Source organism: Campylobacter ureolyticus ACS-301-V-Sch3b, assembly GCF_000413435.1.
Lineage (GTDB): Bacteria > Campylobacterota > Campylobacteria > Campylobacterales > Campylobacteraceae > Campylobacter_B > Campylobacter_B ureolyticus_A.
Genome location: NZ_KE340326.1, coordinates 973,027 through 999,594, shown reverse-complemented (window position 1 = coordinate 999,594; position 26,568 = coordinate 973,027). Strand labels below are relative to the sequence as shown.

The 26,568-nt window shown below is 28.6% G+C and carries 27 protein-coding genes and 2 tRNA genes; 11 read left to right on the top strand and 18 right to left on the bottom strand.

The features are described from left to right. Positions 1 to 163: 163 nt before the first annotated feature. From HMPREF9309_RS05125 to phsA, 4 genes are read right to left on the bottom strand one after another with little or no spacing between them, the layout of a single operon-like run. Positions 164 to 826, bottom strand: coding sequence for a response regulator transcription factor (locus HMPREF9309_RS05125; protein WP_016646858.1), 663 nt, complete (start codon positions 824 to 826; stop codon positions 164 to 166). Between the two features lie 21 nt (positions 827 to 847). Continuing rightward, complete coding sequence (nrfD, locus tag HMPREF9309_RS05120; RefSeq protein WP_016646857.1) at positions 848 to 1,819, bottom strand: NrfD/PsrC family molybdoenzyme membrane anchor subunit; 972 nt, start codon at positions 1,817 to 1,819, stop codon at positions 848 to 850. Continuing rightward, positions 1,812 to 2,378, bottom strand: coding sequence for a 4Fe-4S dicluster domain-containing protein (locus HMPREF9309_RS05115; RefSeq protein ID WP_016646856.1), 567 nt, complete (start codon positions 2,376 to 2,378; stop codon positions 1,812 to 1,814). Before HMPREF9309_RS05115 ends, nrfD begins: the two co-directional genes overlap by 8 nt. Positions 2,379 to 2,388: 10 nt before the next feature. Then, entirely contained in the window at positions 2,389 to 4,674 is a 2,286-nt protein-coding gene (phsA, locus tag HMPREF9309_RS05110) for a thiosulfate reductase PhsA (protein WP_016646855.1), read from the bottom strand. 147 nt (positions 4,675 to 4,821) lie between these two features. Between phsA and HMPREF9309_RS05105 the strand changes: the two genes are divergently transcribed. Continuing rightward, positions 4,822 to 5,541 (top strand): hypothetical protein, encoded by a 720-nt coding sequence (locus tag HMPREF9309_RS05105; protein WP_016646854.1) that lies wholly within the window; start codon positions 4,822 to 4,824, stop codon positions 5,539 to 5,541. A 25-nt stretch (positions 5,542 to 5,566) separates the two neighbouring features. Here HMPREF9309_RS05105 and cysK read toward each other — a convergent pair whose 3' ends face one another. The 3 genes from cysK to HMPREF9309_RS05090 are packed head-to-tail and all read right to left on the bottom strand — an operon-like array spanning position 5,567 to position 8,165. After that, positions 5,567 to 6,475, bottom strand: a complete 909-nt coding sequence (gene cysK / locus HMPREF9309_RS05100; protein ID WP_016646853.1) for a cysteine synthase A — start codon at positions 6,473 to 6,475, stop codon at positions 5,567 to 5,569. A 12-nt stretch (positions 6,476 to 6,487) separates the two neighbouring features. Beyond that, the gene (locus tag HMPREF9309_RS05095) at positions 6,488 to 6,892 is read right to left on the bottom strand and encodes an RrF2 family transcriptional regulator (RefSeq protein ID WP_016646852.1); all 405 of its coding nucleotides are present in this window, start codon (positions 6,890 to 6,892) and stop codon (positions 6,488 to 6,490) included. Position 6,893: 1 nt separating this feature from the next. Beyond that, a complete protein-coding gene (locus tag HMPREF9309_RS05090; protein WP_016646851.1) occupies positions 6,894 to 8,165 on the bottom strand; it encodes an O-acetylhomoserine aminocarboxypropyltransferase/cysteine synthase family protein in 1,272 nt (423 codons plus the stop codon). 261 nt (positions 8,166 to 8,426) lie between these two features. Between HMPREF9309_RS05090 and HMPREF9309_RS05085 the strand changes: the two genes are divergently transcribed. Then, a tRNA-Lys gene (locus tag HMPREF9309_RS05085) sits at positions 8,427 to 8,502 on the top strand. A gap of 34 nt (positions 8,503 to 8,536) precedes the next feature. Next, positions 8,537 to 8,611 (top strand) — tRNA-Glu (locus tag HMPREF9309_RS05080). A gap of 142 nt (positions 8,612 to 8,753) precedes the next feature. On the opposite strand, the gene HMPREF9309_RS05075 is transcribed toward HMPREF9309_RS05080, so the two are convergent. The 5 genes from HMPREF9309_RS05075 to HMPREF9309_RS05055 all read right to left on the bottom strand — a co-directional run bounded on the left by HMPREF9309_RS05075 (position 8,754) and on the right by HMPREF9309_RS05055 (position 14,186). Further along, positions 8,754 to 10,094, bottom strand: coding sequence for a sodium-dependent transporter (locus HMPREF9309_RS05075; protein ID WP_016646850.1), 1,341 nt, complete (start codon positions 10,092 to 10,094; stop codon positions 8,754 to 8,756). A gap of 12 nt (positions 10,095 to 10,106) precedes the next feature. Further along, positions 10,107 to 11,447: a sodium-dependent transporter gene (locus HMPREF9309_RS05070; RefSeq protein ID WP_016646849.1), complete on the bottom strand. Its 1,341-nt coding sequence runs from the start codon at positions 11,445 to 11,447 to the stop codon at positions 10,107 to 10,109. A 14-nt stretch (positions 11,448 to 11,461) separates the two neighbouring features. Beyond that, on the bottom strand, positions 11,462 to 12,802 hold the full coding sequence (locus tag HMPREF9309_RS05065) for a sodium-dependent transporter (protein WP_016646848.1): 1,341 nt from the start codon (positions 12,800 to 12,802) through the stop codon (positions 11,462 to 11,464). 111 nt (positions 12,803 to 12,913) lie between these two features. Then, on the bottom strand, positions 12,914 to 13,294 hold the full coding sequence (locus HMPREF9309_RS05060; RefSeq protein ID WP_024962519.1) for a heat shock protein transcriptional repressor HspR: 381 nt from the start codon (positions 13,292 to 13,294) through the stop codon (positions 12,914 to 12,916). 34 nt (positions 13,295 to 13,328) lie between these two features. Beyond that, the gene (locus tag HMPREF9309_RS05055) at positions 13,329 to 14,186 is read right to left on the bottom strand and encodes a DnaJ C-terminal domain-containing protein (RefSeq protein WP_016646846.1); all 858 of its coding nucleotides are present in this window, start codon (positions 14,184 to 14,186) and stop codon (positions 13,329 to 13,331) included. Between the two features lie 225 nt (positions 14,187 to 14,411). Here HMPREF9309_RS05055 and HMPREF9309_RS05050 point away from each other — a divergent pair, with 225 nt between their 5' ends. Together HMPREF9309_RS05050 and HMPREF9309_RS05045 are read left to right on the top strand one after the other, a co-directional pair. Next, a complete protein-coding gene (locus HMPREF9309_RS05050) occupies positions 14,412 to 15,092 on the top strand; it encodes a response regulator transcription factor (protein WP_016646845.1) in 681 nt (226 codons plus the stop codon). Positions 15,093 to 15,106: 14 nt separating this feature from the next. Further along, positions 15,107 to 16,399: an ArsS family sensor histidine kinase gene (locus tag HMPREF9309_RS05045; protein WP_016646844.1), complete on the top strand. Its 1,293-nt coding sequence runs from the start codon at positions 15,107 to 15,109 to the stop codon at positions 16,397 to 16,399. A 146-nt stretch (positions 16,400 to 16,545) separates the two neighbouring features. On the opposite strand, the gene HMPREF9309_RS05040 is transcribed toward HMPREF9309_RS05045, so the two are convergent. After that, positions 16,546 to 17,415 carry a D-amino-acid transaminase gene (locus tag HMPREF9309_RS05040; protein WP_016646843.1) on the bottom strand — a complete coding sequence of 290 codons (870 nt, stop codon included), beginning with the start codon at positions 17,413 to 17,415 and terminating at the stop codon, positions 16,546 to 16,548. A 135-nt stretch (positions 17,416 to 17,550) separates the two neighbouring features. On the opposite strand from HMPREF9309_RS05040, the gene HMPREF9309_RS05035 reads away from it, so the two are divergent. Next, the gene (locus tag HMPREF9309_RS05035; RefSeq protein ID WP_016646842.1) at positions 17,551 to 18,051 is read left to right on the top strand and encodes a hypothetical protein; all 501 of its coding nucleotides are present in this window, start codon (positions 17,551 to 17,553) and stop codon (positions 18,049 to 18,051) included. Here HMPREF9309_RS05035 and rmuC read toward each other — a convergent pair. Genes rmuC through rsmH form a run of 3 tightly spaced genes read right to left on the bottom strand, consistent with a single transcriptional unit; the run spans position 18,048 to position 20,327 of the window. Further along, positions 18,048 to 19,094 (bottom strand): DNA recombination protein RmuC, encoded by a 1,047-nt coding sequence (gene rmuC / locus HMPREF9309_RS05030; protein WP_016646841.1) that lies wholly within the window; start codon positions 19,092 to 19,094, stop codon positions 18,048 to 18,050. The two genes, HMPREF9309_RS05035 and rmuC, sit on opposite strands and share 4 nt — an antisense overlap. Then, complete coding sequence (locus HMPREF9309_RS05025; protein WP_016646840.1) at positions 19,087 to 19,422, bottom strand: hypothetical protein; 336 nt, start codon at positions 19,420 to 19,422, stop codon at positions 19,087 to 19,089. The genes rmuC and HMPREF9309_RS05025 overlap by 8 nt, the downstream gene beginning before the upstream one ends. After that, a complete protein-coding gene (rsmH, locus tag HMPREF9309_RS05020) occupies positions 19,419 to 20,327 on the bottom strand; it encodes a 16S rRNA (cytosine(1402)-N(4))-methyltransferase RsmH (RefSeq protein ID WP_016646839.1) in 909 nt (302 codons plus the stop codon). The genes HMPREF9309_RS05025 and rsmH overlap by 4 nt, the downstream gene beginning before the upstream one ends. Positions 20,328 to 20,390: 63 nt before the next feature. On the opposite strand from rsmH, the gene HMPREF9309_RS05015 reads away from it, so the two are divergent. The 4 genes from HMPREF9309_RS05015 to ftsZ all read left to right on the top strand — a co-directional run bounded on the left by HMPREF9309_RS05015 (position 20,391) and on the right by ftsZ (position 25,114). Further along, positions 20,391 to 20,966 carry a class II aldolase and adducin N-terminal domain-containing protein gene (locus tag HMPREF9309_RS05015; protein ID WP_016646838.1) on the top strand — a complete coding sequence of 192 codons (576 nt, stop codon included), beginning with the start codon at positions 20,391 to 20,393 and terminating at the stop codon, positions 20,964 to 20,966. Positions 20,967 to 21,115: 149 nt separating this feature from the next. Then, a complete protein-coding gene (locus HMPREF9309_RS05010; protein ID WP_016646837.1) occupies positions 21,116 to 22,597 on the top strand; it encodes a peptidylprolyl isomerase in 1,482 nt (493 codons plus the stop codon). Next, the gene (gene ftsA / locus HMPREF9309_RS05005; RefSeq protein WP_016646836.1) at positions 22,590 to 23,966 is read left to right on the top strand and encodes a cell division protein FtsA; all 1,377 of its coding nucleotides are present in this window, start codon (positions 22,590 to 22,592) and stop codon (positions 23,964 to 23,966) included. Before HMPREF9309_RS05010 ends, ftsA begins: the two co-directional genes overlap by 8 nt. An 11-nt stretch (positions 23,967 to 23,977) precedes the next feature. Continuing rightward, a complete protein-coding gene (ftsZ, locus tag HMPREF9309_RS05000; protein WP_016646835.1) occupies positions 23,978 to 25,114 on the top strand; it encodes a cell division protein FtsZ in 1,137 nt (378 codons plus the stop codon). 244 nt (positions 25,115 to 25,358) lie between these two features. Here ftsZ and HMPREF9309_RS04995 read toward each other — a convergent pair whose 3' ends face one another. Then, on the bottom strand, positions 25,359 to 25,688 hold the full coding sequence (locus HMPREF9309_RS04995; RefSeq protein WP_016646834.1) for a DUF488 domain-containing protein: 330 nt from the start codon (positions 25,686 to 25,688) through the stop codon (positions 25,359 to 25,361). Between the two features lie 186 nt (positions 25,689 to 25,874). Between HMPREF9309_RS04995 and HMPREF9309_RS04990 the strand changes: the two genes are divergently transcribed. Next, positions 25,875 to 26,111, top strand: coding sequence for a hypothetical protein (locus HMPREF9309_RS04990; protein ID WP_016646833.1), 237 nt, complete (start codon positions 25,875 to 25,877; stop codon positions 26,109 to 26,111). Between the two features lie 63 nt (positions 26,112 to 26,174). Here HMPREF9309_RS04990 and HMPREF9309_RS04985 read toward each other — a convergent pair. Then, positions 26,175 to 26,568 (bottom strand): thiamine phosphate synthase (locus HMPREF9309_RS04985; protein WP_196799665.1); only part of this gene is annotated, 394 nt, incomplete at its 5' end.

The following is a 26,568-nucleotide window of genomic DNA, read 5'->3' as shown; positions in this document are numbered from 1 at the left end:
TGATTTATAATTTATGGAGCTAATATTGTTTTTTAATTCGTTGCTTTTTATAAATAAATCAAAAAAATTATCTCTTTCAAGCTCCATTTTAGCTAAATTTATAATTTGCAAGCCTTGTAAAATAAACATAAAAGCAACTATAAAAGTGGCGATTAATGGTATTTTAATCGTTTTTAACATTTATTTTATATCCAAGACCTCTTTTTGAAAGGATGAAATTTTTACTTGTTTTTTGACGAATTTTCATAATATGCATTCTAATATCCACACTTTCATAACTGTTTGAAAGCTCACTTATCATCTCATCGATACTTACAAAACTATCTTTTTTTAAAAGCAGATAATCTAAAATTTCATTTTCTTTTTGGCTTAAATTTATGATTTCTTCACCAAATTTTATATTTTTTGATGATGAGTTGTAAAAAAACTCATCATCTATTTTTATGATATTTTTATCATCTTTTAAATAATATTTTCTCATAAGTTCATTTACTCTAAATTTAAGCTCAGCGATATCAAATGGCTTTTTAAGATACTCATTACACCCTAAAGAATACCCTATCTCCATATCATCAATATCTATTAAAGATGTCATTATCATAATAGGAGTATTTAAATTTAGACTTTTTGCATATTTCATCACTTCATGACCTGAAATTTCAGGAACTTTAATGTCAAGTATCAAAAGATGATAAAAGTTATCTTTTATCTTATCGCAAGCCTCTAAGCCATTACTTGCCTCATCAACTTCATAGCCAAGACTTTCTAAATACTCAGCTATTGTTTTTCTATAACTATAATCATCCTCTAATAAAAGTATCTTCAAAAAAGTTCCTTTTTAAATATTTTAAACTCCTAAACAAGCCTGCCCTGCATAAACAAAGAAATATCTTAAGCAAACAACACCTGTTATTATGGCAAATGAATCAAGCACAATAAAAACTGGTCTATAAGCGTGATTTTTAAGTGCAGTTGAAGCTATAATAATTGGGGTTACAAGTCCTATTAGCACAACCCCGAACCAAAACAAAACTCCATAGGTTTGGTGAGTTAAAGCTTCTTTCGCAGAAACAGCACTATTTCCACCTTCAAAATAAAGTCCTAAAAATAAGATGATTAAAAGTGGTATTTCAAAAACAACTGCTCTTAAATCGATTTTTAAAAGGTATTTTATACTATCTTTGTTCAAATTTCCTTTAAAAAATAAAATACCAACTAAAACTGTTGTTGCAATCCCACTTGAAAAACCTGATAATAAAAATAAAATAGGCAAAACAGGAGTATTCCAAAGTGGTATTTTATATGCAGCACCAAGTAAAAATCCGGTATAAAGACCAACACAAAGTGCTAAAATAAAAATTAGATACTCTACATATTTTGCTAAATTAGAAAAAACTCTTATTAGTTTTGTAATTGGTCTTAAAAAAGCTAAAAATTTAGACTTTTCTATCTCATTCTCAAAAATAATTACTGCAAATAAATAGCTAAGCGGTGCAAATATTAGTAGGCAAATTACACCTATACTCATAACAGAGGTTAAATTATACTTAATTAAAATCCAATAAAAACTAAGCGGCTTACTAAGCTCAGCTATTAATAGTAAAAGTCCAATAGTTATGGCAATAGGGGCAACTAATGCACCAGCTTTTACCATTGCATCCCAAATAGAGTTTGTATTATCACTATGCCAGTTCCACTTAACAAGAAGTGATATAATTATAGCTCCCGCACTAAGCCCTGCTAAAACTAAATATATCGCAATGTACCAGCCCCAATGAATTTCACTATATTGAGTCATACTTCCCCACATATTATTCATAACGACCTCCTTTTTTATTCTCTATGAAGCCCAAATTTGGTTTTGTTCCGTGATAAGCTTTAGGTATTTTTATAGCATTTTTAGAAGCTATTTTTCTAACTGGACTTTGTGGATCATTGATATCACCAAATATTAATGCATCTGTTGGACAGACACTAACACAAGCTGGATCTAAACCTCCACTAACTCTTGTTTCAAAACAAAAAGTGCACTTATCAACTGCTTTTGTGATAGGATCTATAAACCTTGCATCGTAAGGACAGGCTAAAATACAATATTTACAACCTATACAGGTTCTTTTATCTACCATAGTTATACCATTATCTAATTTAAAACTAGCTCCTGTTGGACAAACATCAACACAAGGACTATTATCACACATAACACAACTATGTCTTATAAAATCCATCTTTAAATATGGAAACTCACCCTTTAATTTTGCATGAACTTGAAGCCTATAAACACCATCTGAGACTTCATTTTCATTTCTGCAAGCAACTGAACATGCCTGACATCCAATACATAAATTTTCATCATGAATCATTGCATATTTTTTCATATTTTATCCTTTAAGCCTTACTTATTTCAACACCAACATTTGTTACCATTGTCCCACAAACCGCGCCAGAAGCAGGGTTTAATAACTTACTTTGATTTAGTCCATCACCAAAAGTTCTTTTAAGCCCCCCACTAATATGTCCAAATCCATGATATACAAATAATGTATCTTCTCTAATACCCTCTGTCACTATAACGTTTGCATAAGCACTTGCAAATTTGCTTTTTACTAAAACTCTATCTCCTGTTTTTAGTCCTCTTTTTTTGGCTGCCTTTGGATGTATCCAAATAGGTGATTGGCTCATCATATCGTTTAATACTTTTATGTTTTGCGTATGTGCATTTGTATGAATTGGAGTTTTTCCGCTAGTTAAGCAAAGTTCAAATCCATCATAAGTATCCATATTATTTATATTTAAACAGCCTTCACCAGGAAGCATCTTTTCAACTTCCTCACAAAATAGCTCTATTTTTCCACTTGGAGTTTTAAACTTCATCTTAGTGCTCATAAACCCATCTTCATCAACAAATTTAGCAGCTTCTGGATATTTACTAACAAATTGACTAACTGATTTTTTATCCATATAATAAAGTCTTGGTGCATCAAATTTAACATAACCATCTTTTATCAAATCTGCTAGAAGCTTATGATTTCCCTTTACTTGTTTCATTCTAAGCTCATCAATATCCTCCCACTCATAGTTTTGGTCAATATTCATACGTCTTGCAAGTTCTCTAAAAATTTCAAAGCCATTTTTTGTATCGCCAATTGGTTCAATTGCTTTATTTCTAAGTGCATAAGCAACTCCTGTGCCACTTTTATCTTGAATATTCTCATCTCTTTCTAGATATGTACTTTCAGGCAAAATAACATCAGCAAAATAACTAAAATCATTCATATAAATATCGACTGAAAGTATAAAATCAAGTTTTTTTATCGCTTCAATAGTTTTTTCTTCACCAGCGACATTCATTAAATGATTAAATCTCGTATTTACCCAACCTTTTACAGGATAAGGTTTTTCACTTAATATCGCAGGTGCTATCTCCATTAAAATTCCATGTTTTCTTGGGATAAAAAAGTACCTACCCTCTTCTCCAGCACTATCAATCCTTGGATCTTTTGGAACTTTAAAATTTTTATTTAAATTTGCCAAAGTTGGATAAATTTCACTTCCACAAAGTTCGTTATAAGTATTTGCTTTTTTAGCAAATCCAATACCGCCTTTTTTTTCAAAATTTCCCATCAAGGCATTTGCTATTGCAATTGCTCTTGTTCTTTGATACTCAGCCCTTGTAGTTGTTGTTTTATGCCCCCAATCAATTACAACTGCTGGAGCCGCAGCCCAAATTTCATTTGCAATTCTCTCTACGCTTGAAGCTTTAATACCAGTTAGGTTTTCTTGCCACTGCGGGGTTGCATCTTTTACAGCCTCTTTTAAATTTTCAAGTCCCACTGTATATTTTTCAACAAATTCTTTATCATATTTTCCATCTCTTAGCCAAATATGAATTAAACTCATAACAAAAGCTAAATCTGTTCCTGGTCTTACTGGAAGCCATTCATCTGCTTTTGCTGCAACCACGCTAAATCTTGGTTCCAAAACTAAAAGTTTTGTATCTTCTCTAGCTGCATTTTTTGCAAGTGCTTTTGTATTTGAAATAACAATGCCTTCAAATAAGTTATGACCAAAATTGACTATATATTTTGCATTTTTATAATCAATCTTTGGAGTAAAACCATAAGTATGAGGAACAGCTATTTTTTCGGTTATTGGACAACAGGACCAATGAGAAAAAATATTTGGACTTCCATAACTACAGGCAAAATTTGCCATTTCTGTGTGAGAAGTTCCACTTTTTGATGTAAAAACAACCGACTTAGCACCATATTTTTCTTTTAGCTCATTTAGCTTTTTAACACAATATTCATACGCCTCTTCCCAAGTTGCTTCTCTAAATTTTCCGCTTCCTCTTTCTCCATCTCTTATTAAAGGTTTTACTAATCTTTCTTTATCATAAAGCTGATTAATTCCTGCTCCGCCTCTTGCACAAACGGAGGTTTTATTGGCTGGGAATTTTGGATTTCCACTTATAAAATCACACTTTCCATCTCTAACTCTAACCTCGATTTGACATCTTGATGAGCACATTTCACAAATGCTTCCTACTTTTTTGCTAGCTCCACCAACAATATCTGTTATGCCAGCATTTAGCTTTAAAGATGCCAAAGTCCCAACAGCAAAACTTGTTTTTAAAAAGTCTCGCCTTCTAAAATCACTTTCAAATTTGCTCATGACATTCCTTTTTTTAAAAAATACTTAATATCATTAAGATAATATAATTTTTCTGTAAAATTAATGTAAAAATGACATTTGAAGTTGTGTTGATTATTTGTTAAAAAAGTGTATAATCATATATAAATTCAAAATAAAGGAGTTTTTATGAGAGAATTAACTATTTTTATAGGCTCTGCTAAGTCTGCTTTAAGTCAAATAGAAAAATTAAAAGATGAGGTTTTAGAACTTTTTGCTTTGATTAAACAAGATGGTAAAGATGATATCTACTATAAATACAGCATAAAAGATGGGGAGTTTTTAAAATATAATTTTAAATCATTTGATGAATTAAGTGATGAAATTTCTTATATAAAAGGTCCTATTTTATTTATAGAAACTATAAAAGATGACAACACTTCAATTGATGCTTTTTTAAAACAAAATCAAAAAATATATATGCTTGAATATCTCGAACAGCTTGAAAACAATAATGAAAGCCTAAGCAAAGATGCACTAAAAGAGATAGAAAAATCGCTTAAAAAATATGAAGAAATGGCTGAAGTTATAGAAAAAGAAATTAAGCATTTAAATTTATTTTTAAACTATAAAGAGTTTTTTGATGATAAAAAAGAAAATCTTATGTATGAAATCAAAAAAACAAACTTTAACTCATTAAAAGATAAAATAATGCTATTTTTTAAAGGGATAAAAGGTGGAAAAAATAGGAAAAATTACAAAGCATTAATAACAAATCAAGACTTGCAAAAAGAATGCTGTGATAATAATAAAGAATGCTGTGACAATAAAGATGGAGTTAAAGAGTCTAATGTAGACAAAAGATTTAAAAAAATAAATAAAAAACTTAAACCCATAATTTATCATTAAAATATGGGTTTGTTAATATAAAATTTTAAGAAAACACTGAGAGATATCTCTCTCCTGTATCACATAAGATAGTAACGATTGTTTTGTCTTTATTTTCATCTCTTTTAGCTAACAAATTTGCAGCAAAAACATTTGCTCCGCTTGAAATTCCAACTAACAAACCCTCTTTTGTAGCTAAATCATTAGCTGTGTTAAAAGCATCCTCATCACTAATATCTAAAAACTCATCAATTACGCTTTTATCTAAGTTTTTAGGCACAAAATTCGCACCAATTCCTTGAATTTTGTGACTTCCTACCTCTTTTTTTGTAAGAAGTGGCGATGAGAGTGGCTCAACGGCTACAACTTTAATATTAGGATTATAATTTTTTAAAGCTTTTCCTACGCCACTTACAGTTCCACCTGTTCCAAAACCAGCTACAAAAATATCAACTTTTCCATCAGTATCTTTTAAAATTTCCATTGCGGTAGTAAGTTCGTGGATTTTTGGATTTGCTGGATTGTCAAACTGGCTTGGGATAAATGAATTTGTAGTTTTACTAGCTATATTTTTACTCTCTTCAACAGCTCCTTTCATACCAAGAGAAGGATCTGTCAAAACAAGCTTAGCTCCATATATTTTTAAAAGTTTTTGCCTTTCTATGCTCATAGAACTTGGCATAGTTAAAATAAGTTTAAGCCCATAATAAGCACATACCATAGCAAGCCCAACACCAGTATTTCCACTAGTTGGCTCGATAATAGTAGTGCTTTTATCAATTTTGCCTTTTTTTATAGCATCATCTATCATAGAAAAAGCAATTCTGTCTTTTATGCTATGGCTTGGGTTTAAAAACTCCGCTTTTGCTAAAATTTCAGCATTTTTTGAAAAACTATTAATTCTTACAAGTGGAGTATTTCCAATCAAATCTATAACACTGGAAGCTACTTTCATATCTATCCTTTTTTAAATAGTAGAATCTAAACTATTTTCTGTTGTTTTTATGATATTGCTTATGGGTGAGCTAAATACCTCTTTAAGTTTTTCATCACCATTTTTAAAAAATTGTTGTAGTGTTTTATCCTTAACATCTAAATTTGTCATCTTAAAATCTTTTTCTAATGCGTAAAAAATATCGTAAAAACTTATCTTTTGGGCTGATTTTCTTAAAAAATATCCGCCGTTTTTACCTTTTTTACTAGAAATTATCTTTGAATTTCTTAAATCATTTAAAATTTGCTCTAAATATCCTTTTGAAACTCCTGTTTTATCAGATATGTCTTTTATAGAAATTGGTTCAAATTTACTAGCATTAGCTATTTGAGCAATAGCCATAAGTCCATAAACTCCTTTTGTTGTCAAAATTGGCATTTTATTCTAATCCCTTCTTTAAATCATCTATTAAATCATCTGCATTTTCAAGACCTATACTAAGCCTAATAAGCCCATCTTTTATACCAGCTTTTTCAAGCTCATCTTTGCTTAGTTGAGAGTGTGTTGTAGAAGCTGGATGAGTTATGATTGATTTGCTATCTCCGATATTTACAACAACTGAGAAAAGCTTAACTTTATCTGAAATTTGCCTTGCTTTTTCGTAACTTTCAACCTCAAAAGCCAAAAGTCCGCTAGCCATACCGTCTTTAAATTTTGATTTTATAATGCTATTTAAGTTTGAGCTGCTAAGTCCTGGATAATTTACACTTTTTACTAAAGGGTGATTTTCCAAAAACTGAGCTACTTTTAAAGCACTTTGTGAGTGTTTTGCAACTCTTAAATCTAGTGTTTCAAGCCCTTGAATAAGTTGAAAAGCATTAAACGGCGATAGAGTAAAACCAAAATCTCTCATCAAACCAAATCTAGCTCTTAAAGTAAATATATCAAAACTATCAACTAAATCAGCATAAACAAGCCCATGATAACTCTCATCAGGTTCATTAAAATGTTTATATCTTGGATTGTCTTTTAAAAATTTATTTAAATTTTTATTGGCTATTACAACTCCGCCCAAGCTCAAACCTTGGCCGCTTATATATTTACTCGCACTATGGATTACAACACTAACTCCATCTTTTAAAGGGTTGTAAAGTGTAGGCGTTGCAACTGTATTATCAGCAATTGTTGCAACTTTAAATTTGTTTGCGATTTTTACTATCTCATCAACTTTTGCAACAGAAATTTGAGGGTTTGACAAAGTTTCAAAAAATATTGCTTTTGTATTATCATCTATCAAATTTTCCAAATTTTCAGGATTTTCAGGATCAAAAATCTTAGTTTTTATGCCAAATCTTTTAAGACTATAAGCAATTAAAGTTGTACTTCCGCCATAAACTTTTTCTGAAAGTATTACATTATCGCCATTTGCAGCTAAATTTGCAATTGACATAAAAGTCGCAGCTTGTCCACTTGAAGTAGCGATAGCATCACTTCCCTCTTCTAATGCACAAATTCTTTTTTCAAAAACTTCGGTTGTTGGGTTTGTAAGCCTCGTATAGATAGGTCCAATATCCTTTAATGCAAATCTATCAGCTGCCATTTTGGCACTTCCAAAATCATAAGCTGTGTTAAAATAAATTGGAACTGCCATAGTTCCGTAGCCTAGTTTTGAGTCATATCCAAAGTGGGTCGCAATAGTATCTTTTTGCATAGTTGTTCCTTTTCTTATTAAAAATGCTTCGAAATTATATTACAAAGTATATAAGAAGTCAATATTTTTAATATATAAAAATCAATAATTATTTAAAATATTTTTGTAGTAAATAATTAAATATATTTTTAAAAAATAACTAGTTATTTATCGTAATAAATTTCAAATATTTCAAATAATAGCATAATTTTATATATTTAAAAAAATAATAAAATTTAAGCAAAATTTAAACAAAAAGGTTATAGAATACTAGCTTTGAAAGTCTCATTAGCTCAGTTGGTAGAGCATCTGACTCTTAATCAGAGGGCCGCAGGTTCGAACCCCGCATGGGACACCAACTTTTGAGCGAATCGTTGCTTTTAATAATTTATGGCCCTTTCGTCTAGCGGTTAGGACATCGGCCTCTCACGCCGGCAACACGAGTTCAATTCTCGTAAGGGTCACCACTAAAATATGATTTAGTTATTATCTTACAACATGTATAAAATATTTTCGATTATTCTTAACTTTTAAAAAAATATTATATAAAATTATTTGTCAATTTTTATATTTACCTATAAAAATATGAAATTCTTACAGGTAAATGTGCTAAGAAAGTATTTGGTTAATTGCGATGATTAAAATAGCAATTGGAGCTACAAATTTAAGCATAAAATACCAAATTTCAAAAATAATTTCTTTTTTCATAAAAGGCATAAAAAATCCTTTTACTTTTTCTTTTGGTATGACAAATCCAACAAAAATAGCACTTAAAATAGCTCCAACAGGAAGTCCAACATTTGAACTTGCAAAATCTAAAATATCAAAAAAGCTTTTTCCGCCAAAATTTAATGCTTGGCTAAAATTTAAATTCAGCGACATTATACAAAGTGAACCTAAGATAAAAACAAAACAACCTAGATAACAAAGTGCTTTTTTACGGCTAAATTTATACTCATTTATAAGATAAAAAGTAAATGGTTCTATCATAGAAATCGCCGAAGTAATACCTGCAAAAAATAGGCTTAAAAAAAACAAAAAAGATAAAATATTTCCAACTATCCCAAGCTTTGCAAAAAGCGTAATAAGTGAGAAAAATACAAGGCCAACACCTTGTTGGGTTGGGTCACCACTGTATTCAAAAACAAAGGTAAAAACTATAAGTCCCATCATTAATCCAATTGCAATGTTTATTAAAACTATGTAAAATGAACTTGTTACTGGATTTACATTATCACCTAAGGATGCTGCATACGTTAATATACACCCAACTCCTAGACAAAGTGTGAAAAATGAAAGACCCAAAGCTGTTAAAAGCGAATCAACACTTAGCTTTGAAAAATCAGCATAAAATAAAAACTTAAATGCTTCTTTGAAACCATCAAAACTAACCGAATATAAAAGCATCAAAACTAGCAAAATAAAAAGCGTTGGCATAGCATAGACATTTAATTTTTCAATGCCACTTTTTACTCCTTTTGAAACAACTAAAATAGTTAAGATAAAAGCTATGAAAAAGAAAAATATACTTCCTAAAAGATCACTTCCAACAAATCCCTCAAACATGGCTCTTGCACTATCGATATCTTTTGGCAAAGCAAAAAGTGAAATAAAAATATATCTTATAACCCAGCCCAAAATTACCAAATAAAAAGATAAAACTAAAATTCCACTTACCATAGTAAAACCTGCAAATTTCCATTTTTCTTTATTGTTTGGAGCTAATGTTTTATAGGCATTTACTGGATCTTTTTTACTTGATTTACCCATATAAATTTCGGCTAAAAATATGGCAAATCCAATAGTTATGGTAATTAGCAAATATAAAAGCACAAAGGCAAATCCGCCATTCATACCAACTAAAGTTGGGAATTTCCAAGCATTGCCAAGCCCAACGGCACCACCAACAACTGACAAAATAAAACCGATTTTACTAAATTCTTCTCTCATAAAAATCTCTTTTTAGCTAAAAAATAGTTGATTTACCATGATTATAACAACAGCAACTGGAGCAATAAATCTTAAGAGAAAATACCAAATTAAAAATAATTTTCTTCCCATATAAAGTCCAAACAAAGCATAAAGGCTTTGTTTTTTCATAACAAATCCAACAAAAATAGCTACGATTATGCCGGTTATTGGCATCATTAAATTTGAAGTTAAATAATCTAAACAATCAAAAAATGACTTGCCAAAAAATGTTAAACTATTAGAAGTTACGCTTTGATAAGATAAAATGCAAAGTATTCCCATGATATAAACAAACACAAAGATGAATTTTAAAGCTTTTTTGCGACTAAATTTATAGTTATTTATAAGAAATAAAGCTGATGGTTCTATCATAGAAACAGCACTTGTTAAAGCAGCAAATAAAAGCGAGATAAAAAACATAGCAGCAAATAAATTCCCAATAAAGCCGAGCTTTGAAAAAAGAGTAATTAAAGATATAAATACAAGACCAGGACCTTCTTGAGCTGGATTTCCACCGTATTCAAATATAAAGGTAAAGACAATTAAGCCCATCATAATGCCAATTAAAATATTTATAAAAACAATTGATAATGAGCTTGTTAGTAAATTTGTTTTATTAGGAAGACTAGCTGCATAAGTTATTATAGTTCCAACACCAAGAGATAAGGTAAAAAATGCTAAACCTAAGGCTGATAAGATAGAGTCTTTATTAAGCTTTGTAAAATCAGGCATAAGCATAAATTTGGCTGAGTCTAAAAAGCCATTCATATTCATAGAATAAATTAGCATTATTATCAAAAATATAAAAAGTGCTGGCATCATCCAAATATTTAACCTTTCAATACCACTTTTTACACCTTTAGAAACGACATAAAAACTCATTAAAACAGCAATTGTAAAGTAAAATATACTAGTACCTAAATCTTTTGTCAAAAGCGAGTTAAAGATTTCCTCGCTTTCTTTCATAGAATTTGGTAAAAAATAGATACTTGTAACTACATATTTTAAAATCCAACCCATTATAACGCTGTAAAATGAAAAAATTAAAATTGCACCGATTATACAAAACCCTGCAAATTTCCATAAATTTTTATTTTTTGGAGCTAAACTTTCAAACGCACCAACGGCATCTTTTTCGCTTATTTTTCCAATTGCAATTTCACCTAAAAATATAACAAAACTAACTAAAAATGTTAGTAGTAAATATAAAACTATAAATGCTGATCCGCCATTTTGCCCTACTAAAGTAGGAAATTTCCACGCATTTCCAAGACCAACTGCACTTCCTGCAACTGCTAAAATAAAACCAATTTTGCTAAATTTTTCATTCATTATATTACCTTTTTCTAAGCTTTTAAAAGTGAATTTATCATTATAACTACAACAGCTACTGGAGCTATAAATCTAACGAAAAAATACCAAATTTCAAAAACTTTTTTGCTCATACAGTGGCTAAAAAATATTTCTAAAGTCTCTTTTTTTAAGATAAATCCGACAAAAATAGCAGCAAAAAATCCACCAAGAGGCATAATGATATTTGAAGCTAAATAATCAAGCAAATCAAAAAAGCTTTTATCAAAAAATGTAAAATAATCACTCGTTAAACTAAGTGAGGATAAAATACAAATAGTTCCTAAAAGATAAACTACAATTCCTATTAAAATAAGTGCCTTTTTACGGCTAAATTTATACTCATTTATAAGGTGAAACGCAGATGGTTCTACCATAGAAACTGCACTTGTTAATCCTGCAAAAAATAAAGCTATAAAAAAAGTTATTGCTAAAATATTTCCTAAAACTCCCATATTTGCAAAAAGCGAAGTAAGCGAGATAAAAATAAGTCCAGGACCTTGCTGTGACGGGTCACCACCATATTCAAAAATAAAAGTAAATACTATAAGTCCCATCATTAAACCAATTAAAATATTTATAAAAATTATAGAAAATGTGCTTTTTAAGAAATTTGTATTGTCATTTATACTTGCTGAGTAAGTTATAATTGATCCTGCTCCAATTGACATACTAAAAAAAGCAAGTCCTAAAGCATATAAAACGCTATTTGTATTTAAAGCTTCAAAATTTGGCACAAATAAAAATTTAACCGCTTCATAAAATCCATCCATACTCATAGAATAAATTAGCATTAAAAATAAAAGTATAAAAAGTGTTGGCATCATCCAGATATTAAGCTTTTCAATACCATTTTTAATCCCTTTTGATACCACAAAAAATGTTATAAAAAAGACAAAACTAAAGCATAAAATTTGACTTAAAAAATCTTTTAAAAGTAAGCTTTCAAAAGCATCTTTTGAGCTATTTATATCAGTTGGCAAAGAACCAAAACCCATAAAGAAGTATTTTACAATCCAACCAATTATAATACTATAAAAAGATATTATTAAAATCGCACCAATCATAGTATAGCCAACAAGTGACCAAGCTTTTTTATGTTTTGGAGCAAGAGTTTTATAGGCATTTACTGGATCTTTTTCACTAAGCTTTCCAATACTTAACTCAGCTAAAAATATAGTTGATCCAACACATAAAGTTAAAATTATATATAAAAGTATAAAAGCAGATCCACCATTTTGCCCTACTAAAGTAGGAAATTTCCACGCATTTCCAAGACCAACTGCACTTCCTGCAACAACTAGGATAAAACCTATTCTACTAAATTTCTCGTTCAAAACCAAACCTTTTTAAAATATTAAATTGATTTAAATTTATAAGTTTGTAATACTACCATAAAAAAGCTTTGTTTTAAGTCAAAATTTAAAATTTGTTATAAATTTATAAATTTAATTTCTTTTTTTATCATCTACAAAAATTAAGTCAAATCCAGTTCGTCTTTTTTCTAAATATCTTTTTGTTCCTGTATTTGAAAATTTATCAATCTCTTTTTTTAGATCCTCTATCATTTCTTCATATTCATCAATTTGTTCTTTTAGCCTAAAAACAACATCAACTCCTGCCAAATTTAAACCCAAATCTCTAGTTAATCTTAAAATCATCTTAATTCTATCAACATCATTTTGAGAATAAAGTCTCATCTTACCTTTTGTTCTATCTGGTTCGATCAATCCTTCTCTTTCATACTGTCTTAGTGTCTGAGGATGAATATCTAAAATTTTAGCAACTACACTTATCATATAAACTGGCTCATCATAGCTTTGCATAATAGATTCCTTTCTAAAATATTTTTATAAATTTATCTTATAGTTTTTCTTCAAGTATTTTTACAGCTTCTTTATCAAGATTTTCAATATCTGGAAGCAAAACATTTACTTTTAGGTATAAATCTCCATAGATTTTTGTATTTCTGTTTTGAATACCATATCCTTTAAGTCTTATTTTTTGTCCATTTTTTGTATTTTTACCGATTTTTATACTGACTTCTTTTTTTGGAGTGCTTACTTCAACTTTACCACCAAATAAAGCAGTTTTTAAAGGAATTTCAATTTCTTTGTATAAATCATCATCTTTTATTTCATACTCACTGCTTGGAGTAACGCTTAAGTGTAAAATTATATCCCCTACACTTCTTCCATCGCTTGAGACTTTTCCTTTGTTTCTTATACGAAGTTTTTCCCCATCTTTTACACCTGCTGGGACTCTTATTTTAATACTTTGATTATTTATATTGATTGTTTTTTCGCCACCATTTATAGCAAAATCAAAATCCAAATTAAGTCTTGCATTTATGTCTAAATTTTCACCAAATCCTCCAAAACCACCACCGAAGCTACCGCTAAAATCTGCATTTTTAAAGCCTCCGCCAAAAATATTTCTAAGTATGTCATTTAAATCACCAAAATTTTCGGCATTTCTTGCAAAATCACTAAAATTTTGATTGCCAAACATACTATCACCTCTGGCATCATATTGTCTTCTTTTTTCATCATCGCTTAAAATTTCATAAGCTGCATTTATCTCTTTAAATTTATTCTCAGCTTCTGGGTCTTTGTTAATGTCTGGATGGTATTTTCTTGCTAGTTTTCTATATGCTTTTTTTATATCTTCATTACTAGCATCTTTACTAACACCTAAAGTTTCATATAGGCTATCACTCATACTTCCAATCTCCTTTTAACTATCATTTAATAATTCTAATGAAACTATTATAAATCAAGTTTAATATTTTTACTTTAAAAATTTAAGTCTTATTGTATCATAAAGTTTAGTCTAAGTCAATCAACTTTAAATTTAAACTTTTTCACACTGGCTATTAATCACAAAATTTAAGCATAAAAATAAACACTTTTAGTTATAATGTCTTAAAAATTTAAAGGGCATTGTATGAAAATTTTAATGATTGAAGATGATGTTGAACTAGCTGAAATTTTAACAGAGTATTTAGAAAAATTTAAAATGGAAGTTGTAGTGGCTGATGATCCATATATTGGTCTTTCAAAGTTAAATTTAGATAATTTTGATGCTGTTATATTAGATCTTACACTGCCTGGACTTGATGGACTCGAAGTCTGTAAAGAAATAAGAAAATCAAACAATGTTCCAATAATTGTCTCAAGTGCAAGACATGATTTAACTGATAAAATAAATGCGTTTGATTTTGGTGCAGATGATTACCTACCAAAACCATATAACCCAAAAGAGCTTCTTGCAAGACTAAAAAGTGTTATAAGAAGAAGCGAGGGTTTGCTTAGTCAAAATGAACAAAAACAAAACTCCACAAAAGATCTTGTTGTAAATGAGTTTGAACACACCATAACTTTAAAAGGAAAACCACTAAAACTAACAGTTGCTGAGTATGACATACTAGCATATCTTATACAAAAAGAAGGTGGAGCCATAAAAAGAGAAGAGTTGATTTATAACTGCGATGCGATAAGTGAAGACTCAACAAATAAAAGCATAGATGTAATAATTGGAAGAATTAGAGCAAAGCTTGGAGAAAATTCTAAAAATCCAAAATATATTCACGCAATAAGGGGCGTTGGCTATAAGTTGATACAATAATAAAAAGAAAATTTATGAAACATTCATCTATATTTTATAGTATAACCTTTATATTTATACTATCAACAACAAGTATTTTTTTAGCTTTTTTATGGCTTATTAATTACGATAAAGAAAACTACACAAAAGAGCTTAATAACAAATACTCAACAGTTTCTGACACGGCACTTTATAGGTTTGCTAAACTAGTTAGCCAAGATGAGTATGAAAATCAAATGAAAAACTACAATATGGTAAAAATATCAGATGATAAAAATATAGCCGCTATTGAACAAAATGGAACTATTTTGCAAGAAGTAAGTGTCAAGCTTGGAACTTCGGCTATAATTTTATATAACAGACACCATTTTTTAAAAATAAAACACGATGATGAAGAGATTTTGCTTCAAGATGCGGACTATCAACCATATCGTTATCATATCATAAAAGTTATATTTTTATTTGTTTTTACAATTCTTTTAATAACATATATTTTCATCATAAGAAAAATAAAACCTTTGAGAAAGATAAAAAGGCAGATTGACAAATTTGCAAATGGGGATTTAAATATAGAAAATGCAAAAACTGGAAATGATGAGATAAGCGAAGTCGCTGATGCGTTCTATACTGCTGTAATGCAGATAAAAAAACTAAATGAATCAAGACAGCTTTTTTTAAGAAATATAATGCATGAGTTAAAAACTCCAATTACAAAAGGTAGAATTACAGTTGAGATGATACCAGAAGATAAGTATCAAAAAAGGCTTATTTCCGTTTTTGAAAAACTCGAAGAACTTATAAATGAATTTGCAGCAGTTGAAGAGGCAACTTCTGGGAAAAAGCTAAATATAGTTGATGTCTATCTTATAAGCGAACTTATAGATGAAGCTATAAATTTAGCAATGGTTGATAGAAAAAATATTAAAATTTATGGTGATAAAGAGTTAGAGCTTAAAGTAAATTTTAAGCTTTTTAACATAGCTATAAAAAACATTATTGATAATGGGATAAAGTATTCAACTGATAAATTTATAGAAATTTATATAAAAGAAAATTCTTTAGAATTTCATACAAAGGGAGAAAACTTAGAACAAGATTTAAGCTTTTATATAGAACCATTTTCAAAAGGAAGTAACGCTAAACAAAGCTTTGGGCTTGGGCTTTATATAGTTGATAATATTATTAAATCACATAATTTAAAATTTTGCCATAGATATGAAGATGGAAAAAATATATTTTATTTTGATGAGTTAAAAAATATAATTAGCAATTCTGAAAATATTGATCTTAGTATAATTGATGAAGTTCAAAAGTTAGATAATAAATAAATTTAAGCTTGATTTAAATCTTAATTTTTAATGATTGTGAGCTTAAATTTATTATTTTACATCTTTAAATTTTGCATGAAGTCTTTGCGAGGTTTAGATAAAACTCTACCCTCCACAAAGAATAAATTTTACAAAAGTTTTAAAAACTAAATAAGACCGACCTCTTTTTTGATTACTTCTACATATTCATCTCTTAAAATTTTGGTCCATTTGCCTATTTTGCCGCCATTTATTGGCTTATCATCTATTTGAATAACAGGAAGTAAAACCCAAGTTGCAGCACTCATAAAAACTTCATCAGCCTTGTAAGCCTCATCTAAAGTTATATTTCTCTCCTCGACTTTTAGGTTAAGTTTTGAAGCGATTTTTAGTATAGTTTTTCGTCTAATTCCAGGAAGAATTTCATTTGAAAGTGGTTTTGTTATCAAAACATCATCTTTTACTATAAAAAACGACGAACTTCCACCTTCAGTAATGTGTCCGTTTTCTATCATAACACACTCATTAGCTCCTAATTTATAAGCTTTTGTTTTTGCAATGCACTGAGCAAGCAGTGAAACGCTTTTTATATCTCTTCTTTTCCATCTTAAATCATCAGTTGAAATTATTTTTATACCACTTTTTGCTAAAGGGTTATTTAGTATTTCACATTCATAAACAAATGATACAAATGTTGGCTCTAAATCCTCTAAAAATATGAAATTTCTTGGTGCCACGCCTCTTGTGATTTCTAAATAAACAGCCCCTTCAATAATATTATTTTTTTTAATAAGATTATAAATTATTTCTAAAACTTGCTCTTTATTAAAATTAAGTTTTATCTCAATTTCATTCAAACTTCTTGTAAATCTCTCCCAAAAATCATCTTTATTTGCCAAATTTGAATTAATTATCGGAACTACTTCATAAATTCCATCACCAAAAATAAATCCTCTATCAAAAATACTTATTTTTGCATCTTTTTTATCCATATATTTACCATTTACATAGACAATTTCACCAAGTTTAGAAGCCATTTTAAAATCCTTTTATAAATTTGAGATTTTTATTTTATCAAAATATAAATTTATAAAAGTTAAAAAATAATATTTATAACAAAGTTTTGAGAAATTTTTGGTAAAATAGGAGCAAAAATTATTTAAGGTAGAAAAATGAAAACTAACTGTTTTATAGATAAAATTCTTTATGGTATGTTTTTTGTATCAAAAAAACCTGTTTTATTTAGGGATTTACTGGAGGCAAACTCAGCTTACAATGACGGAATGTTAGTAGATCCTTCGAAGTTAAATTTTAGATTTAAATATGGAAAATCATACATAATTTTTGGAATTTTGTGTATTGTAGTTTTAATGCCACTTATTGGAGTTGGACATAAATTTTTTGAAAAGCTAAATATCCATTTTTCGCTTTTAATAACAATTTTAATAACTTCTTGTATTTTTATAGGTTTTGATATATTTAAAGCTTATGCTAGAAAAAAACTTACTCACAAGCTTATTAAAGATGCTTGGCAAATACATTTTCCATATTTTCCTTATGAAAAATACTCAACCAAAGCTCAAGAAATTTATGATGAAGCTATTAAAAAAGAAATTCCAAAAAGAGATTTGGAGCAGTATGTTTTAGACAAACTTGTCACAAACAATAGTTAAAATTTTTCAATATTTTTAAATTTTGTATAAATTAAATTTGAGTTTTTATAAAAAATTTCTACATTTTTATTTAGTTTGTTAGAGCTGTTTAAAACACTCTCACCTTGCTTTCTAAACTCTTCAAAAATTTTTGAAAGCTCGAAAATTTCATTTTTTATAGAAGAGATATTTTTATTTATATTCTCATCTTTTATAAAAACACTTGCATAGTTTAAAATCACAAGTAAATTTGTAGGACTTGCTAAAAATACTGATTTTTGCACCATATACTCAAAAAGCTCGCTACAATTTGAACAAATATAGTTAAATATTGCCTCACTAGGTAAAAACATAATGGCATATTTTACAGTTTGACCTGAAATAATATATTTACTTGAAATATCATCAATATGTTTTTTTAAATTTCTAACAAACTCTTTTTGATACTCCAAAATATTTTCATTATTATCCAGTCCATTGCAAATTTTTTGATAACTAGATAGTGGAAATTTCGAATCAATTCCTAAGATAAGATCACTTTTTAAAAACAAAGCCGCATCTACAATTTTATCATTTTTAAGTTTGTATTGGGTTTTATAAAATTTACTATTATCACCATAGCTTAACTTTAAAATTTTATATAACTCAAACTCACCAAAATTTCCTCTAAGCTTGTGATTACTAAAAATTGAGTTTAATTTCATTACTTCATTTTTTAAAAGAACTGCTGAATTGTTAGCACTTTCAAGCTCGTTAATTTTATCTAAAATATGTTTAAAACGCTTATCTAGGCTATCTATACCGCCTGTTAGTGTGTTAGTTGTTGTTATGTTTGAGTTAGTAACACTATCATTTAAGCTCTTATTAAAAAGATAGAAATTATCTTTTAAACTATCATTTACATCGTTTATTAAAGAAACACTGTTTTGATTTTGCTCATAGATAAATTTTTGCGTATTTAAAATCTCTTTTTTTAAAATTTGGCTTAATATAAAAAAACTAACTACTAAAATAATTAATAAAATTACGGCAAAAACTATCAATAAAAGCATTTGATTACTCATTTTCAAATTCCACACTTAATGGATCAATTATTTCATATTTAAATTTTAAAGATTCGATTTTATTTTCTAAATCCTTATTTTCCTCAACCAGTACAGAATGCTTTACACGAAGCTCTTCAATATCTCTACTAATATAATAAATTTCGTTTCTAATATAAATAATAGGTACAAAAATAGCAACTGCCAAAGCCAAAATTAAAAAAGCCACAACAAGATCAAAAAAGCTAAGTCCTTTGCCTTTTTCATCGATATTTTTGTTATCGATGTTTTGACTTTGCAAATTTGTATTTTTTAGATTAATATTTTGAAAATTTATGTTTTCATTCATTTTATTTTAAATATCCTTAATTTTGCACATTTACTTCGTGAGTTATTAAGTATCTCACCCTTACTTGGAGTGATTGGTTTTTTTGTTACTATCTTACCTAGAGCGTGATTTCCACCACATTCGCATTTTATAAAAAAATCTGGACAAATGCACTCTTTTTCCCATTTTTTAAATTTATTTTTTATAATTCTATCTTCAAGAGAATGAAATGAAATTATAGCAACCAAAGTATCTTTTAAATTTGCATTTTCAATTGAATTTAGTAAATTTTCAAGCTCTAAAAGCTCATCATTTACCTCTATTCTTAAGGCTTGTAAAACTAAAATTATCTCTAAAATACCATTTTTCCTAACAGGTTTTAACCCAACTAAATTTGCCAGTTCTTTTATACTTGAAATTTCTTTTTTTTCTCTATAATTTACTATTTTACCAGCTATAAACTTAGCGTTTTTAAGTTCGCCATATTCTTTTAAAATTCTTTCAAGCTCGCCTAGGCTATATGTATTTATAACAAATTTTGCATCTTTTTTATCATTTTGGTTCATTCTCATATCAAGATTATTACTATTTAATGAAAATCCTCTACTATTTTTATCAAGTTGTAAAGACGAAACACCAATATCTGCTAAAATTCCTCTAATATCATCTGTATTAATATCGCTAAGCGAATTTGAAAAATTTGAATGTTTTATACAAACTCTATCTTTAAACTCATCAAGATATTTTTTTGAGTAATTAATCGCTTCTAAATCTCTATCGAAACCTATTAATTTTATATTTTTATTTTGTCTTAATATAGCACTTGAATGCCCCCCGTATCCAAGTGTGCAGTCGATTATAGTGCCATTTTTTATACCCTCAAATACTTTTAATACCTCGTTTAATAAAACAGGAGTATGTATCACATATATCCTTAACTTTAAAAATTTCGTGTATAATAACACAATTTTATTTAAAAAGGCTAAATTTTGGACATAAATCAAACTACTTTGCTATTTCAAAAGCTTTCTTTATCAATGTTTAGAAAGAATTTTTTTGGTATATTTCATGGCTCGCTTTCTGCAAAAATAGCCTCAAATAAATTTATGATAAACAAAAAAGATGCAATTTTTGATGGACTTTTGGAAGATGATTTTGTTATTTTATATGATAAAAAAGATTATAGATGGAATGATGCAAGCATAGATAGCGATATTCATTTAAATATTTATAAAAATATTTTTGAAGCAAAATTTATAGCTTTTGCGATGCCGCCACACACAGTTAGTTACTCACTAAATCATGATTATATAATTCCAAAAGATTTCTTTGGTTATAAAAAATTTGAAAAAATTAAAATTTATGATCCTAAAAATTTGGATGATTGGTACGAAAGAGCGCCTTATGAAATCTATAAAACAATGATTACAAATAAGACAAATTTTTTAGTAATTAGAGGATATGGTGTTGTAGCATATAATAGAACTATGACAAATTTAGCAAAAGAAATTGCACTTTTAGACAATAGTTGTAAAATACTATCTTATGAAAAAATATATACTTAAATTTCAAATTTTATAAATTTTTTGCACTAACTAACAAAATGTTAGTAAAAAAGTGTAAAAATTTTAAAAATAAAAGCTCCATTTTAAGCTTATATAAGCTTATTTTTAGTAAAATATACAAAATTTTGTTAGTTAGTAAAGGGAGATTGATGTTAAATTGGATGCAAAAAAATAGAAAAGCACTAATTCCAACTATTTGGATAAGCACTATTGCTTTTGTTGGAGCAGGTTTTGTTGGATGGGGTGCGTATAGTTTTAAAGCAGATAGCTCATCTTCTGTGGCAAAAGTGGGAAATACTTCTATAACAATAAGAGAATTTCAACAAAAATATAATAATATTTATAACTATTTAAACTCACTTTCAGGCGGAACTATGACTAGTGAGCAAGCTGATAAGATGAATCTTGATATGGTTGCTTTATCACAAATAATACAAGATACATTAAAACTAAATTTTGCAAACGATTTAGGCATTGGTGCAAATAATGAAGATGTTGCTAAGTATTTGGTCTCTATGCCTGAGTTTCAAATAGCAGGAACATTTGATGAAGAAATTTATAAAAACGCCCTTGCAAGAATTGGTGTAAAACCAAAAGATTTTGAAAGTGATCTTAGAAAAAGTGTTATTCTAGATAAACTTGGTCACGCTTTAAATTTAAGTGTTTCAAAAGAAGAAATACAAGCTTTAGCAAGTGCATATTTTATGCAAGATAGAGTTAAGATAGATATAAAAACTTTAAATTTTGATGATGTTAATGCAACAGATGAAGAGATAAAAGCATTTTGGGAAAAACAAAAAGACAATTATAAAACAAAAACAAACTATGAGTTAGAAAGTTATTTGGTAAAATTAGATCAAGATATTGATGAAGACAAAATCAAAAAATACTGGGAAGATAATAAGAATTTATATCTAAACAGTGATGATACATTAAAAACTTTTGAAGAAGCAAAAGAAGATGTTTTAAAAAATTATAAACTTGATATAACTAAAAAAGATGCAAATAAAGCCTATATTGCTTTAAAAAATGGCGATTTAAAAACAAATGAAAAACTAAATATAAAAGAAGATGATTTAGACTTTCCAGTTAATGAGATAATTGGTAAAAATGTAAATGAGTTTTTAAAACCTTTTGAATACAAAGATGGTTATTTAGTAGTAAAAATAGCACAAATAAATCCTCCAAAAACTATGGATTTTGAACAAGCCTATGAATACGCTAAAAATGACTATAAAGATGAAAAAGCAAAAATAGAACTTGAAAATTTAGCAAAAGAAAGTTTAAATAGTTTTGATACAAATGATAAAGTAAAAGATCTTGGTTACATTTCAAGAGATAGCAACATAACAGTTGATGGTCTAACAGAAGATGAAACAAGCTATTTTATAAATGAACTTTTTAACACAGTTGGAAAGACAAAGGGCTATATAGCTCTTAATAATAAAGTAGTATGTTATGAAATCACAGATCAAAAACTTGAAAATCCTGAAAAAATAGCAGAGTATAAAGAGAGTATAAAAGAAAATATATCGAATTTAAAAAATACTGAATTAAATCAAGATTTACTTAATTTGCTAGAAAAAAGATATAAAATAGAACAATTCTATAAAGGTAAAAGCGTTGAATAGTTCATTAAATGATAATAATTATTATATATTAGGCTTAGATGTCGGATCCATAAATACAACCGCTGTTGTAGCTAAGGTAGACGAAAGTGGAGTTAGTATATGCGGCGTTGGAAAAAACCCAACTTCAGGGCTTAAAAAAGGCGTTATTACAAATATTGAAAAAGCTGCTTCTTCTATAAAAAATGCAACAAAAGAAGCTATAAGAAGCGCTGGTAAAAATCCTGATAAAATAATAGTTTCAATTGCTGGAGCATATACTCACAGCGTGAAATCCCAAGGTATAGTTAGTGTTTTATCAGGTGAAATAACAATAGGTGAAATCAAAAGAGCAATGCAATTAGCTCAAGATAATGCAGTAGTTGGAAAAGATAGAGCTATTTTGCATGTTTTGCCATATAGTTTTAAAGTTGATGGACAAGATCACATAGAAGATCCAATTGGAATGTGCGGATCAAGACTTGAAGTTTTTACTCATGTTGTAACAGCTGATGAAAACTCTGTAAGAAATCTAATCAAAGCAACAAAACTTGCAGGACTTGAGATAGATAATATGGTTCTTTCTGGTTATGCCTCGGCTATATCAACACTTACAAAAGAAGAAAAAGAACTTGGCGTTGGACTTATTGATATGGGCGGTGCAACTTGTGATATAGTAATTCATCTAGGAAATTCAATCATATATAATGAAAGCTTGCCAGTTGGCTCATCAAATATAACTATGGATCTTTCAAAAGCGCTAAATACTCCACTTGCAAATGCAGAGGAGTTAAAAACAAACTACTCAAAACTACTTGAAGAAGATACTAAAGAGCTTAGAATTCCAACTATGGGTGAAAACTCATCAACACACACCGCAAGCATGGATATAGTTATAAAAGTAGTTTATGCAAGAATAGAAGAAACAATTTTGTTACTTTACAAACAACTTGAAAGCAGTGGATATTTAAATAAACTTGGTGCTGGGCTTGTTGTAACTGGAGGTTTAGCAAAAATAGATAATGATATAAGAAATATAATTTCTATGGCTTTTGGTAATATCCCAGTAAGATTAGCAAAACCAAAAGAAATTGGTGGGCTTTATGAAATTTGCAATGATAGTGAGTATTCTTGCGTTATAGGACTTTGCTTATATGGAGCTGGACACTTTACTAGATACGAAATAGATTCAAACGGACATTTAAAGTATCTTGATAATAAAAAAATAGATTTTGAAAATTCTATTTCGCAAAATAATCAACAAGAATATAAAAATGAAGACTCAGAAATAAAAGATAATGAAACTTCGGTGAAGCTAACTCAAACATTAAGAGATGTTAATGATATAAGTGCTTTTAAAAAATTTATTAATAGATTAAAACAAATATTTTAAAGGATGGGGATATGAACGGTTTTACAATAGAGGAAAACAAAGGCGTTTATGGTGCAAAAATGAAAGTTATAGGTGTCGGTGGCGGCGGCGGAAATATGATAAATCATATGATTAGAGAGGGTTATGATAGAATAGATCTTTTGGTAGCTAACACTGACTCACAAGCTCTTGAAAATTCACTTGCAAAAACAAAAATTTTGCTTGGTGAAAAAACTGCTAAAACTCTTGGTGCTGGTATGGATCCAACAGTTGGAAAAGACTCAGCTGAAGAAAGCTTTGATATTTTAAAAGATGCGCTTGAGTACTCAGATATAGTTTTTGTTGCCTCAGGACTTGGTGGAGGAACAGGCACAGGTGCTTCTCCAGTAGTTGCAAGAGCCGCTAAAGAAAATAAGGCTTTAACAATAGGTGTTGTAACAACTCCTTTTAAATTTGAAGGTAAAAAAAGAGCATCTCTCGCACAAACTGGAATAGATGAGCTAAAAAAAGAGTGTGATTCTATACTTGTAATACCAAATCAAAAACTTCTTAGCCTAATAGATAAAAAAGCAGGAATTAAAGAAAGCTTTAAAATGGTTGATGATGTGCTAGCAAGAGCAGTTGGCGGAATGTCATCTATCATACTTGATTCAGGCGATAGTGACATAAACCTTGACTTTGCAGATGTTAAAAAAATAATGTCTCATAGAGGTCTAGCTTTAATGGGCGTTGGTGCAAGCGAAGGAGAAGATGCTCCAAAAGAAGCTATTCAAGATGCCATTCAATCTCCACTTTTAGATGATATGAGTATAAACGGTGCAATGGGTGTTTTAATACATTTTAAAATTCATCCTGATTGCTCTTTACTTGAAATAAGTGAAGCAGTTAGCCTAGTAGAAGAAGCAGCCCACGATAATGCAGACATTATCTTTGGAACTACAACTGATGCATCTATAGAAAACAACAGAGTTGAAGTTACACTAATTGCAACAGGTTTTGAAGAAACATCCGAAAAAAAAGAAGATGATAGCCAAAAAGACTCTTTAGATGAAACTAAAGTTGTTTCAAGAAGACAGATTAACCAAAGAGTTAGTGGAAGCGATATAGACTTAAAAGATATATATGATAATCTTGATGAGCCAACATACCTTAGATACAAGGCCGATTAAAAACTAAATTTAAACTATCAAATTTTATAAATTTGATAGTTTGTTTTACGCCTAAACAACATTTATAGTAATTACATTATAAATTCTAACCAAAAAGGTAAAAAATGAGAGTTTTTATAGCTGTTTTGTTATAAATTTTAAAATGTAAAATGACTAAAAATAAAAACTTTACAATAGTTAGTTTTTGTTGTATCTATAAGTAAGTAGTTGGTAATTTCGTTTATAAATTTACAAGCTTTAAATCTTACAAATTTTCATTTAAATATTTTAAAAGCGTTGGTATGTGGCTTTTATCTATATCCTTTACAGCAGTTAATAAAACTATATCTTTGCCTTTTAAAAAGCTAAGATCTCTGTTTCCATTAAGCTCTTTAAAGTAAGAATCACTAAATTCTTTAAAGCTGATCTCTTTATTGTGATAAGCCTTTCTAAGTTCGCTGCTTGGGGTTAAATCCTTAGCCCATAAAACATTGTTGAAATTTTCTTTTTTCACGCCTCTTGGATAGAGTCTATCGACAAAAACATTAAAATTATCTTTGTTTAGTCCATCATAAATTCGCCTAACTTCTATCATTTTTTATCCTTTTTTTGATATTATAGCAGCACAAAAACAATATAAAAAAATTATCTATTTTTCCATCTAAATTTAAGTGTGATAAAACTGCTCTTGTTTGAAATTTTAAGCGTTAAAAATTTTAGAAATCTTGTTTATTTATATAAAAATAAGTATAATTTAATAATTTTTTTAAAAGGATAAAAGATGGCTATAAATACAGACCAAATGGATAAAATCCAAAAAGTTTTAGATGCATTAAAAGAATATGCAAATAAAGATGGTGCAAATAACCAAAGAGCTGATCTTTATGAGTTTTTATCAAACAAGCTTGGTATAGAACTAACTACAAATTTCACTGGAACAGATGGAAAAAGTAGAATTGCCTATACAGACTTATCAGAAGTTTTATATGTTCTAGAAACTGCTGCTAAAAAAATGTAAATTTTAAAAGTAAGCCACTTTTTGGCTTACTTCTAGCAAAAATTTTATAAATTTGTTCTGCTTTTAACAAAAACTTTTTACAAACTCACTTTCATCTTTGCATTTCATGGCTTTGCTCATTATACAAATTTTATTAGCTCCGGCGTTTAAACAATTCTTGAAATTTGAACTATTTATCCCGCCAAGTGCATAAATTTCACCATTATAAAATTTTCTTACATCATTAATTAAATTTAACCCTTTTGGGACAAGATTAAATTTACAATCAGTTTTATAAATATGACTTAGACAAATTGAACTAGCTCCTAAATTTAAAGCACTTTTTACTTCATCCACACTATGAGTTGAAGCTACAATTTTATCAACTCCTTTTAAATTTGAAGGTAAAAAAAGAGCATCTCTCGCACAAACTGGAATAGATGAGCTAAAAAAAGAGTGTGATTCTATACTTGTAATA